The organism is Halalkalibacter akibai JCM 9157, assembly GCF_000513135.1.
Lineage (GTDB): Bacteria > Bacillota > Bacilli > Bacillales > Bacillaceae_D > Halalkalibacter > Halalkalibacter akibai.
On record NZ_BAUV01000025.1, the window covers coordinates 1 to 12360 of the forward strand.

A 12360-nucleotide genomic window follows, 5' to 3' on the forward strand; every position below is an offset into this window, starting at 1 on the left:
AGAATCTCTCTAATGTGAACTAAGATACCAGTTTGGAATCCGATGTTCAATATATAGTCTGGTGGCGATAGCAAAGAGGTCACACCCGTTCCCATGCCGAACACGGTCGTTAAGCTCTTTTGCGCCGATGGTAGTTGGGGGCTTCCCCCTGTGAGAGTAGGACGTTGCCAGGCAAAAAAAGCACAACCCCATTGGGTTGTGCTTTTTTTAATATTATGAGAATGCTGAAGGTTTAAAGAGTCGGATGCAAACAACGTAAGATATCAAACTGAAAAAACATTATATTCGTGTAGACGATATCATTTCTCTACACTAAACATCATGAAGGGCTCTATAAAAGCCAGATATATTTAAGGAAGTTGGACCACAAGCAAAGTTCTTACTACCAAAAGGTATAGGCATGGAGAAACGGATCGCAAATAGCCTGAACTGGATCATAAATCATTCATTACGGATCGTAAATGAGCAAAACTGGATCGTAAATCACTCATTTTGGATCGTAAATCCAACAAACTGCAAGTCTTCACACCATTTGAGAATTAAATCACTACTTCAAACTAACTCCCACCCCAAAAACGCACCTAACTTTCACAAGTTAAGTGCGTTTCGTATGATTTCTTTAGGTAATTTGACTGGTGCGCCAGGTACTTTTCGTTGTTCATTCTCAATCGCGTCGGATGAGAGGATATACACGATCATAGAACCACCATAAATTTTCGCTTGGATCAAAATGGGCTGATTCAAGTCATTCTTAAACACAAAATCTGGTCCATACCAACTAACGGTTGCATCTCGTCCTCGGGGGACGTAGGGAACACGCCGGCTGTGTGAATAACGTTGGACTATGTTCAATCCAGCATGATCGACTGCATTATACAATGTTGAGGAGACCTGACATATACCGCCACCAATATCTTCAGATAACTCGCCCCGAACAATGACAGGAGCAGATAGATATCCACGCTCTCTCGTTCGCTTTCCAACCACTTCATTAAACGAAAACGTCTCTCCAGGAAACACAACATGATTGTTTATGGCTTCTGTTGCTAAGGAAATATTATGAGAGCGCTGTTTATTTCTTCGGTTAAAATAAGTCACATATTGACCAATTCGTTGTACTCGAATATGAGATAAGATTTCACTGTCTACTTTAGGATGAACAGGGTGGAGTGGCACCTTTAGTTCAGCAGCTTCATTGCCATAGTAATACTCATAAAATTTCTTGCTAAACAAGGACTTATCTAACATATATCCGATTTGTTCTGAAACAATTTTTCCGGTCTTATCAATCTGTGCATTAACAGGTGGTACATAGACATCCTGTGCAATCTTCTTCAAAAATAACTGATATTCATCTGAGTCAATAACTTCTTTCCCAATAAAAGGCGAGGCAAAATCACTACGATTAACAACCGCAATTTTTTGCTCATTATTTGTTACAGTTAAATCATCTGGAGTTAAAAAAGGGGAAAATAGCATAAGAATGGTTAGAAAATAGTTCATTAGTTGATGTACCTCCCTCCGTTAGTATTTCTAGGGGTTAGCCTTTTAATCCATAGAAAAAACGAAGAGAGGGCGGAATTTTTAGTTAATCAGTTGTTTAATCACCCGAGCAGGATTACCGCCAATGATTACATCATTTGGAACATCTTTCGTAACAACTGCACCAGAAGCAATGACAACATTATCACCAACACGTACACCAGGATTGATAATCGCGCCACCGCCAATCCAAACGTTATCTCCAATATAAACAGGCTTGCCGAACTCCGCTCCTGTAATACGCTCACTTGCATGCAACGGGTGAGTGGCAGTATAAATATGAACCCCTGGTGCGATAAAGCAATTGGTTCCAATTTTTATTTCACATACATCTAAGAACACACAGTTAAAATTAGCAAAAAAGTTCTCGCCAACGTGAATGTTATAGCCGTAATCACAACGAAAAGAGGGCTCGATCATATAGTTTTGGCCAGTTGACCCGAATAATTGTTTGATAAGGTGTGCTCTTTTTTCACCTTCCGTTTCAAGCGATTCATTAAATAACCTGGTTAACTTACGCGCTTGTAACCTTTCTTCAACTAATTCAGCATCACTTGCCTGATACAGTTCACCACTTAACATTTTTTCTTTTTCTGTTTTTGTCATCGAAATCACCTATTTCTGAATTAGAGTAAAACAAGTAGGTCAAATCTAGAAAGACTTGACCTACTTGAATATATCGCTTTAAACGTTACCAACGGCTTTTAATCCACTTCTCAATTTTACGTTTGAACACAATTTGAATTGGCTCGTGTTCTTGTCCAATTGGATTCACTAGTGCTGTCCGAATGCCGACATTTTTCCCACACCAAACATCTGTAAAAAGTTGATCTCCAAGAAAAATAGTGGTTTCGTCTTTTGCCTCAAGCTCTGTCATATGCTTCCGTACTTCGGAGGCGGATGGTTTTTTACATTTACCAAACCCAAGAATGCCGTGCGGTTTGCAAAAACGATCAACACGTGCTTGACTATTGTTTGATGCAATTACTAATTGAACATTTTGCTGTTTCAGCATTGCAATCCAATCCTTTAGATCATCATCACCTGGTTGATCATGGGTCGCTAATGTACTATCTAAATCGGAGAAGATCGTCTGCACATGATGTTGCTGTAACCACTCTTTAGTAATATCTGAAAAATGCTGGAGCTCAAAATCTGGCTTAAAAAACTTCATATGTATTCACTGCCTTTAACAAGTAGAATTAATCCCTTAAATTATACACTATTTAAAACCTCCAAGCAGGTAAATTGTCATTTCACTAAAAAAGCGCTAGTATTGAAAGGAATACATTATGGAAGTCTGGTGAGATCATTGGGGCATGTTTGTGGTAAAATCTATAACTGTGAAAAAGAACTAACGCTCGCTGTTATCGGCGGGAAATGGAAGATGTTGATCCTCTGGCATCTCGGGATAGAAGGAACACTTAGATTCGGAGAGCTGAAAGCACTTATTCCAGATATTACTCAGCGGATGCTTGCCAATCAATTACGAGAGCTAGAAGAAGACTTTATCATTCATCGTGAAGTGTATCCAGTCGTACCACCGAAAGTCGAATATTCATTAACCGAACAGGGAAAATCACTTATACCTATTTTACAAACAATGTATGAATGGGGCAAAACGTATAAAAAAACGGTTTTAAAAGATCAAGTCGAGATGAAAGAGCCAGTGAAGAAAGTGAATTCGTAAAAAAGAGCTTTATTTTTTACCGTATTCACACAACCAGCTTATATATTCGTAAAACAAGAGATAAATCATCACAAAACGTTGAAAATAAAAACTTAGTAGATAAAACCCAAAAATAGTAGATAAATCAACGGAAAAGGGAGCTTGCTCTCCGAACCTCAAGAGGACTTACTCAATTAGAGTAAGTCCTCTTTTTTACACTAAAACAAGACAGTATACTCCTTGTAACTATGTACATTCTAGAGAAGTATATGCTTTCAAAGTGCGTACTTACGCGAATGACGTAGCTTATATATAATGGGCATATCACAAAAGAGGAGTGGTTAGAGATGAAATTACAATTAGCGTTAGATTTAGTGGATATCCCAGGTGCTAAGGCCCTTATAGAAGAAGTAGAACAGTTTATTGATGTAGTAGAAATTGGTACACCTGTTGTAATCAACGAAGGCTTACGAGCGGTTAAAGAAGTGAAAGAAGCATTTCCTAATTTAGACGTGTTAGCAGACCTTAAAATTATGGATGCAGCAGGATATGAAGTGATGAAAGCTTCAGAAGCAGGAGCAGATATCATCACAATTCTTGGTGTTGCAGAAGACGCGTCCATTAAAGGAGCAGTTGAAGAAGCGAAGAAACAAGGGAAGAAAATATTAGTTGATATGATTAGTGTGAAAGACATCGCAACACGAGCAAAAGAACTTGATGAATTTGGCGTTGACTATATTTGTGTTCACACTGGTTACGATCTACAAGCAGTTGGTCAAAACTCGTTTGAAGACTTACGCACAATCAAAAGTGTCGTAAAAAATGCTAAAACAGCTGTTGCAGGTGGGATTAAGTTAGACACACTTCCTGAAGTGATTGCAGCAAATCCGGATTTAGTGATCGTTGGTGGTGGGATCACAGGCCAAGACGATAAAAAAGCAGTAGCTGCTAAAATGCAAGAGTTAATCAAACAAGGGTAATGTCATGCAGACAACTCAATATTTAACTGAAATTATTCGTGAATTACAGCACGCATCAGAACAAATACAAGATGAACAAGCGGAATTACTTGTTAATGATATCATTGGAGCGAACAAGATTTTTGTAGCTGGAGCAGGTCGTTCTGGCTTTATGGCTAAATCTTTTGCCATGCGAATGATGCACATGGGCATACAAGCATTCGTGGTAGGTGAAACGGTAACTCCTTCTTTAGAAAAAGACGACTTGCTTATCATTGGATCTGGTTCAGGTGAGACGAAAACACTTGTATCCATGGCAGAAAAAGCAGCTAGCATCGGAGCGAAGATTGCAGTCGTGACGATCCATCCTGAATCAACAATCGGAAAATTAGCGGATGTAATCGTTGCTCTACCAGGAGCACCTAAAGACCAAACAACTAGTTCATATCAAACCATTCAACCGATGGGTTCTTTGTTTGAACAAACATTACTTTTGTTTTTTGATGCTTTAATTGTTAGATTTATGGAGAAGAAAGAACTAGATACGCAAACGATGTACGGAAAGCATGCGAATTTAGAATAGCGAAAAAGGCCGCAATAACAAATTGCGGTCTTTTGGCATTTAACTACACCTAAATTGGAAATTAAATTACATTTACTGTAAAAAATATGGGTATACTGTTAACGTAAATTAGTAACGTTTGAAGGGAGTCCATATGCGCCAAAGACATGTCATGCTCATCCTATTTGTTTTTTTGTTTAATCTCTCTAAAAAAACATGGAGGCATGTACCACGATTTCATAAAACCTTGGTCTTTGTTAGTTTCATTAATGCATTTTATTACTACCTATGTCGCAATTTTTTACTATGGGAGTTCAATCCAAAAGGCATGAATAGAAAATGGTTAAGAGCTATACATATTTTATTTGTAACACCAGCAATTACGCTATTAAGTCTGTCATCTTTTCCTAGCAACTTAAGCAAACAAATTCTCCATGTTATGAAGTGGACGATAGGGTCTACACTTATAGAATACTTCACTTACCGCATGAGGATAATGGAGTACAGACATGGATGGAACGTATTTTGGTCTGGGGTCATCTTTTTTATCCTTTATACTTATAGTTATCTTCACTCAAAGAAACCAGTTGCTACGTGGATCCTTTCTTTCGTAACGATGTTTTTCTTTATTGCTAAATTCAACATCCCGATTACAAAACGACTTTTAAAAGGCCCTGTATTCATAATAGCTAAAATCCTTCGTTACTCTTAAATTAAGTAAGACTAGGTAAAAAAACCTAGTCTCTTCGCGCATTTATTCGGTTAACAAGAGCGACATATTCATCCTCTACACCAATGTCAAAACGTTCGGCTGAAATGACTTTACCAAGACAGGTTTGTTGCTTTAGCAATTCAGCTATCGCGTCTGTTAACTGAATCTCGTCTCCAACACCAGGCTCTAATGTTTCTAATATAGAGAAAATTCGAGGAGAGAGAACATAGCGACCAATAACCGCTAAATCTGACGGTGGATTTTTCTCTGGTTTCTCTATAATTCCTGTAATCCGGTGTACATCAGATGATAATTCCGTTTGTTCGACAACACCATAATTTTTTAAAGACTCTAGTTCAACCTTTTTCAATCCAAGAATCGTCGATGTCGAAGGATTATAGTTTTCGATCATCTCCGCAAGCGGTGCAACCTCATCAAATAAGAAAAGATCATCAGGTAGTAAAACGGCAAAAGGCTCATCACCGACAAAGTTTTTTCCTTGTAATATGGCATCCCCTAAACCCATCGCAAAAGGCTGACGTGTGAATTGAATTTTCACGTCAGGCGTTTTTGTCTTTTCTAGTAAATGAAGTTTATTTTTCTTCTCTAAAAAAGCCTCAAGCTCTAACGAACGATCAAAATAATCAATGATCATATTTTTATTTCTAGAAACAACAATTAAGATTTCCTCTATTCCAGCGGCCACAGCTTCTTCTACAACATAATGAATCGCAGGTTTAGAACCGATCGGGAACAACTCTTTAGGCACTACTTTTGTAATCGGTAGGCTCCTTGTCCCATATCCGGCCGCAGGAATAATGGCTTTTCGAATGTTTACCATCTATTCAAAACCTCCTATATTCATTTCTATTAGTATAAGAACTTGTCACGTAAATGAAAGTTGTCCAACTAAAAACAGGCAGTCACCAATAGTTATAAAATGACAATTAATGTTATAATCATTTGAGAAACGAAATAAATCCTAAAAAGACTCAAAAAGAAGGCGATCACTATGATCAACAAAACAATCTACTTACTAGCTGCAGTGACAGTTGGGGGGATCTTTGCCTGGCTTAAAGTACCAGCTGGCTGGCTTCTCGGTTCCATTTTAGCTGGTATCATTTGCTCATTCTTCATTATAAAGCTCTATCTACCTAATAAACTGTTTAATGTCGTCCTTGCCATCATAGGCGGAAACATTGGACTTATGCTCCGTCCTGAGCAATTTCTTAACTATCAAGCTCTCATTCTTCCTTTTTTACTCACACTTGTGACTACCATTGCAGGAGGACTCCTATTAGGAAAATTTCTTAAGCGCTTCTCTAACTTAAACCACAACACCGCATTCTTTTGTTGCTTGCCTGGAGGAGCCTCAGAAGTGATTGCCCTAAGTCACAAGTACGGGGCGAATGAACAAATCGTCGCCGCCTTTCACACGACAAGAATTACGTTATTTGTTCTTGTCATCCCACTAGTTGTGGGCATGAATGTATCAGTTATCGGTCAACAAAACCTACTTTTAAATAGTTCTGTATTGTTGCAAGCAATCTGGGCCATTTTGATCTTACTTGTCATTACAGTGGCAACTTTATTCTTTAGTCAAAAATTCACGTTCCCAGGAGCTTCCCTTTTTTTTGCGATAGGGCTTGGATTCACAGGGCACATTCTATTTCCCTCTATTGAGGTACCGGGTTTTATAATGGGAATGGCTCAGGCAATCATGGGAGCGATAATTGGAATTCGCTTTGATCGACAATCTCTTCTTCAGTTAAAGAGCATCGGAGGGATTAGTGCCGTAACCCTATTGATCTATTTCCTGATGAGCTTAGCACTTGCTACTATTTTCTTTTTGTTAACGCCAATAGACTGGTTTACAAGTTTACTCGGAATTGTCGCTGCAGGAGCAGCTGAGATGGCTTCAACGGCTGCCGCTTTAAATTTGGACGCTGCAATGGTTGCAACGTTGCAGATGGCAAGAGTGCTAGCGTTGTTTCTTGCTTTGCCATTTTTGATTAAATTATTTGCAGAAAAAAATCAGACCCAGAAAAGCGAAGGATAGATATACCTATTACTTTTGAACTTTCAGAGACAATTGAAAGTTCAAAAGTTTTTTTATGAAAAAATATTAAACATTACCTTTAATTTGGAAGAATATGATGTATAATGTTCGTTATAAAAGATATCTCTTCGACAATAAACTGTTCTATTTACTGAAAAAAGTTAAAACAACTTATTGACATGTTCTTTATAAAGAACTAAAATGTAATTAACAAATAGATAGTTACATATACTTGTTTTTTTTAGTTGTTAATAGTTCTTAAGTTCTGGTTCTTTGAATAGTAAGGCTTCTTTTTTTGATTAGGTTGTACTTTATAAAGAACGGAATAAAATAGAGTGGGTGAGTAGATGGAGCAAGGTAGAGGGAAAGAGATTGAGATAAAGAAGATTTTTGACCTAATTAAGCGAAGATTGTGGATTGTCGTGCTTTTTACGATTGTAACAACTGGCTTAGGAGCAGTTCATAGTCAAATGAATAAACCAGTTCCGATCTATGAAGCTACGGCACGGATAATGATAAGTGATGATTCTAAATTTTTTGAGACGCTTATTGTTGTCATTAAAGAACCACCGATTATGGAGGCCGTTATTAAGGAACTAGGAATCGAACGTTCAGCTCAAGGCTTAAGTAATCAAATCTTTGTTAATAGAGTCGGTAATTCTAACATTGTAACGATAACGGTAAACGATCGTAGTCAAGAGCAAGCAGCTGTAATAGCTAACACGGTTGCAGAAGTGTACAAACGAGAAGTGGCAAACCTCTTTGATTTCAATGGAGTTGACATGTTCGCGGAGGCGCAAGTTATCGAGAATCCTTGGCCGATTAACCCAGCAAGTAATCGTATGATTAAACTAGGGCTAGTAGCAGGTATTGTACTTGGCATAGGATTTATCTTCTTGTTGGATAGCTTAGATAATCGGTTAAGATCTGCAAGACAAATTGAAAAAATCTTAGAACTTCCAGTACTTGGGACTGTATCGAAGATGAATAAGAGAACAGTTGAATTAAACAAAGGAAAAAAAGCAAACACAGCGTTAAGGGGGGAGACAATTGGTTCTTAGAAAGAAAAGTTACATGACGATCAATAAGAATCTTCATTCGGTCGTAGCGGAAGAATACGAAATGATTCGATCAAACATAGAATTTGCTTCTTTTGAAAACAATTGTCGTTCCATTATGATTACTTCTCCTGGTTACGGAGAAGGGAAGTCCATTACAACAGCCAATTTAGCGATTTCACTAGCACAGGATAGTAAAAAAGTCTTGATTATAGATGCAGATATTCGAAGGCCATCTATTCACCAAATTTTCAAAATTAAAAATACTGTAGGTCTAACCAACGTGTTAATTGGACAAAAGAAGTTAGAAGAAACCTTAAACCAAACTGAATTTGGCAGAATAGGTGTTTTAACTAGTGGACCAATCCCTACTAACACAGAAAAACTATTGCGATCCGTTTTATTAGAACAACTGTTAGAAAAAGCAAAAGAACTTTATGACTATGTATTAGTTGATGTGCCACCAGTCCTTGAAGAGAATGACACAAAGATTATTGCTAGTCAATGTGATGGAGTCATTTTAGTTGTTCGAAATGGAAAAACAGAAGACTATCTAGCGGTAGAAGCGAAAAATTCATTAGAAGTGGCTCACGCAAAAATACTGGGAGTTGTTTTAAATTCTAAACGACAAGGTTGGTTCGCTAGAAAGTTGAAAATTCAATGATCTTTTTTTTAGAGAATAACGTTCTTTATTAAGAACTGTAAGTTGGTGATATCTCCTTTCCACTATCAATGGAGGTACTCGGTCATGCTGTGGGTTTGAAGAAACCTTAGATGCTAGTCATCAAAAGTGTGGTGTGAGGACGGGTTAAATGCCCATTTCTATTTTAAACATTTTACCCATGTGGTTTCATTAACCGCATGGGTAAAGTCGTTTAACCAAAGGAGTGAAGAAATTGAATCTAGACAAATATCCTAAATCTATTAAAAAAGCAGTCAGATATATTAAACAGGATGCATCTAAAGATCAGTTGGAAGAAATAAAAAAATTAGTAGAGTATGCGATTGAGAAAAGAACATTACGATTATAAAACTCAAATTTATATTTCCTGAAAGGAGGAAGTAACTTGGCGTATCACCAAAGAGTGTCGTTGTTACTATTTATAGACTCATTGTTTATCTTAACAACTATCTTTTTAAGTAATTTAGTTGTTTATGACCGACATGTTGTCTTAAGCTCTACGCTTGTTATAACCGCTGTAACATTACTCATTTGTCATCATGTTTTTTCATTTCATTTTAAACTTTACAAGAAAGCGTGGGAATACGCGAGTGTAGGAGAGTTAATCATCATCCTTAAGATCGTTACATTCTCAATTATATTAGCCGCTGTTATTCAACAAGTAGCTGTAGGAGCCGTTTATCTGCGCTTACTCGCTGTCACATGGCTGCTACACATGTTCTTTATCGGAGGATCTCGCTTCTGGTGGAGAGTGGTCCGTGATACATACATAACAAAAAATGATAACAAAAAACGGACGTTAATTGTTGGAGCTGGTGCAGCTGGAACGATGGTAGCTAGACAATTACAAAATAGCAATGAAGCCGAGCTAATAGTTGTTGCTTTTATTGATGATAATCAGCGAAAACATCATTTAGATATTTTAGGGATTCCAGTCGTTGGTGGAATTGAGAACATAAAACAAGCTGTAGAAACATTAAGCGTTGATTTAATCATTATTGCTATTCCGTCTTTAAACAAAAGTGAATTGAATGAAATCTTTAATGAATGCGCGAAAACAAAAGCGCGAACACAAATTTTACCTATGCTAGAAGATCTCGTTACCGGTAAAGTGTCTGTTAAACAATTTCGAGATGTGGAGGTTGAAGATTTACTCGGACGTGAACCAGTTGATCTGGATTTTGAAGGAATCGCTGAAAAAATTACTAATAAAGTAGTTTTAGTTACGGGTGCAGGCGGTTCAATCGGATCTGAAATCTGTCGTCAAATTGCCCAGTTTAACCCGGCAAAATTAGTGTTATTAGGTCACGGGGAAAATAGTATTTATTCTATTGAAATGGAATTAAGAGAAAACTTCAGACAATCAGAGATTCAATTTGTAACCGAAATTGCCGACATACAAGATTTACAAAAAATGACTAGGATTATGGGTACACATTTACCTCATGTTGTCTATCATGCTGCGGCCCATAAACATGTGCCTTTAATGGAGAGAAATCCAGAGGAAGCAGTTAAGAATAACATGATCGGAACGATGAATGTGGCCCAAGCCGCTGATCAACATCATGTTGGGACATTTGTGATGATTTCTTCTGATAAGGCCGTTAATCCAACGAGTGTCATGGGCGCTACAAAACGATTAGCCGAAATGATTATTCAAGACATGGATCAACATAGCCAAACGAAATTTATCGCGGTCCGTTTTGGAAATGTCTTAGGAAGTAGAGGAAGTGTCATTCCTTTATTTACAAAACAAATTCAAAAAGGAGGACCAGTCACGGTCACTCACCCTGATATGGTTCGCTACTTTATGACGATCCCTGAAGCATCAAGGCTAGTCATTCAAGCTGGCAGTTTAGCGCGAGGTGGGGAAACGTTTGTTCTTGATATGGGGGAACCAGTAAAGATTGTCGATTTGGCTAGGAATTTAATCAAACTCTCAGGTAACTCAGAAGAAGAAATAGGTATTCGCTTTAGTGGAATGCGCCCTGGCGAAAAATTGTTTGAAGAGCTATTAAATGAAAATGAAGTTCATGACAAGCAAATTTACCCGAAGATTTATATCGGGAAAACATCCTATATCTTCAAACAAGAGATCGAAGAAATCATCCTAACTTATTCTCTACTAGATAAAGAGACACTTGCAAGCAAATTAGTTAATTTAGCCAATCAGAAAGTTCTTGAGAAAGAAAAAGAAGCTCTACCAATACCAGGATAAGAAAAGGAGAGGTCACATGCGAGTCAAAAAAGCCATTATTCCAGCAGCTGGACTAGGTACAAGATTTTTACCAGCGACAAAAGCGATGCCAAAGGAAATGCTACCGATTGTCGATAAACCAACAATCCAGTATATAGTTGAAGAAGCAGTAGAATCAGGAATTGAAGATATTATTATTGTAACAGGAAAAGGGAAAAGAGCGATTGAAGATCATTTCGACAATTCCTTTGAACTTGAACAAAATCTTCTCAGCAAAGGAAAGATTGAGTTATTTAATGAAGTACAAAAATCTTCTAATCTAGTAGACATTCATTACATTCGCCAAAAAGAACCTAAGGGATTAGGTCATGCGATTTGGTGTGCACGCAAGTTTATAGGAGACGAACCATTTGCTGTGTTATTAGGGGATGATATTGTAAGAGCAGAAAAACCATGTTTAAAACAAATGATTGAACAATATGAACGATATAACGCATCCATTCTAGGCGTGCAAACGGTGAAAGACGAAGACGTTTCACGTTACGGAATCGTTGATGCGACAGAAATCGGAAGTCGTTTCTATACTGTAAATAGTTTAGTTGAAAAACCTAAACAAGAAGAAGCACCTTCAAACCTTGCTATATTAGGGAGGTATATTTTAAGTCCGAAGATTTTTGATATTTTAGGAAAACAAGAGCCTGGAGCAGGAAATGAAATTCAATTAACTGATGCAATAGCCGCTTTAAACGAAATAGAAGCTGTTTATGCATATGATTTCGAAGGGGTTCGCTATGATGTTGGTGAAAAGATGGGTTTCATTCAAACAACAATTGAATTTGCGTTACAGCACCCTGAATTGAAAACGGAGTTACTTGAATATCTTTCAAAAATCATGGAAAAAGAACTCATTAAATAGGCTG

The 12360-nt window shown here is 37.5% G+C and carries 14 protein-coding genes and 1 rRNA gene; 11 read left to right on the forward strand and 4 right to left on the reverse strand.

Annotated elements, in window-relative coordinates; translation table 11 throughout:
- The first annotated feature begins 57 nt into the window (after positions 1–57).
- Positions 58–173 (forward strand): 5S ribosomal RNA (gene rrf, locus JCM9157_RS13755).
- Positions 174–588: 415 nt separating this feature from the next.
- Here the strand turns inward: rrf and JCM9157_RS13760 are convergent.
- The 3 genes from JCM9157_RS13760 to JCM9157_RS13770 all read right to left on the reverse strand — a co-directional run bounded on the left by JCM9157_RS13760 (position 589) and on the right by JCM9157_RS13770 (position 2716).
- Positions 589–1503 (reverse strand): VanW family protein, encoded by a 915-nt coding sequence (locus tag JCM9157_RS13760; RefSeq protein WP_035665533.1) that lies wholly within the window; start codon positions 1501–1503, stop codon positions 589–591.
- 81 nt (positions 1504–1584) lie between these two features.
- A complete protein-coding gene (locus tag JCM9157_RS13765) occupies positions 1585–2148 on the reverse strand; it encodes a sugar O-acetyltransferase (protein WP_035665535.1) in 564 nt (187 codons plus the stop codon).
- 85 nt (positions 2149–2233) lie between these two features.
- Positions 2234–2716, reverse strand: coding sequence for a YqeG family HAD IIIA-type phosphatase (locus tag JCM9157_RS13770; protein WP_035665537.1), 483 nt, complete (start codon positions 2714–2716; stop codon positions 2234–2236).
- 138 nt (positions 2717–2854) lie between these two features.
- Between JCM9157_RS13770 and hxlR the strand changes: the two genes are divergently transcribed.
- The 4 genes from hxlR to JCM9157_RS13790 all read left to right on the forward strand — a co-directional run bounded on the left by hxlR (position 2855) and on the right by JCM9157_RS13790 (position 5444).
- On the forward strand, positions 2855–3232 hold the full coding sequence (hxlR, locus tag JCM9157_RS13775) for a transcriptional activator HxlR (protein WP_035665539.1): 378 nt from the start codon (positions 2855–2857) through the stop codon (positions 3230–3232).
- Positions 3233–3558: 326 nt separating this feature from the next.
- Entirely contained in the window at positions 3559–4191 is a 633-nt protein-coding gene (gene hxlA / locus JCM9157_RS13780; protein ID WP_035665542.1) for a 3-hexulose-6-phosphate synthase, read from the forward strand.
- Positions 4192–4195: 4 nt separating this feature from the next.
- Positions 4196–4753 (forward strand): 6-phospho-3-hexuloisomerase, encoded by a 558-nt coding sequence (gene hxlB / locus JCM9157_RS13785; protein ID WP_035665544.1) that lies wholly within the window; start codon positions 4196–4198, stop codon positions 4751–4753.
- Between the two features lie 151 nt (positions 4754–4904).
- Positions 4905–5444 carry a CBO0543 family protein gene (locus JCM9157_RS13790; RefSeq protein ID WP_305038346.1) on the forward strand — a complete coding sequence of 180 codons (540 nt, stop codon included), beginning with the start codon at positions 4905–4907 and terminating at the stop codon, positions 5442–5444.
- Between the two features lie 25 nt (positions 5445–5469).
- Here JCM9157_RS13790 and JCM9157_RS13795 read toward each other — a convergent pair whose 3' ends face one another.
- A complete protein-coding gene (locus JCM9157_RS13795) occupies positions 5470–6285 on the reverse strand; it encodes a UTP--glucose-1-phosphate uridylyltransferase (RefSeq protein WP_035665548.1) in 816 nt (271 codons plus the stop codon).
- A 171-nt stretch (positions 6286–6456) separates the two neighbouring features.
- On the opposite strand from JCM9157_RS13795, the gene JCM9157_RS13800 reads away from it, so the two are divergent.
- From JCM9157_RS13800 to galU, 6 genes are all read left to right on the forward strand, one after another.
- Positions 6457–7503, forward strand: a complete 1047-nt coding sequence (locus JCM9157_RS13800) for an AbrB family transcriptional regulator (RefSeq protein ID WP_035665550.1) — start codon at positions 6457–6459, stop codon at positions 7501–7503.
- A 347-nt stretch (positions 7504–7850) separates the two neighbouring features.
- A complete protein-coding gene (locus JCM9157_RS13805) occupies positions 7851–8564 on the forward strand; it encodes a YveK family protein (RefSeq protein WP_035665553.1) in 714 nt (237 codons plus the stop codon).
- Positions 8554–9225: a CpsD/CapB family tyrosine-protein kinase gene (locus tag JCM9157_RS13810; RefSeq protein ID WP_035665554.1), complete on the forward strand. Its 672-nt coding sequence runs from the start codon at positions 8554–8556 to the stop codon at positions 9223–9225. The genes JCM9157_RS13805 and JCM9157_RS13810 overlap by 11 nt, the downstream gene beginning before the upstream one ends.
- Before the next feature lie 232 nt (positions 9226–9457).
- Positions 9458–9592 carry a hypothetical protein gene (locus tag JCM9157_RS25795; protein ID WP_268870952.1) on the forward strand — a complete coding sequence of 45 codons (135 nt, stop codon included), beginning with the start codon at positions 9458–9460 and terminating at the stop codon, positions 9590–9592.
- Positions 9593–9628: 36 nt separating this feature from the next.
- Positions 9629–11461 (forward strand): polysaccharide biosynthesis protein, encoded by a 1833-nt coding sequence (locus JCM9157_RS13815; RefSeq protein ID WP_035665555.1) that lies wholly within the window; start codon positions 9629–9631, stop codon positions 11459–11461.
- Positions 11462–11477: 16 nt separating this feature from the next.
- Positions 11478–12356, forward strand: coding sequence for a UTP--glucose-1-phosphate uridylyltransferase GalU (gene galU / locus JCM9157_RS13820; protein WP_035665557.1), 879 nt, complete (start codon positions 11478–11480; stop codon positions 12354–12356).
- Positions 12357–12360: the final 4 nt, after the last annotated feature.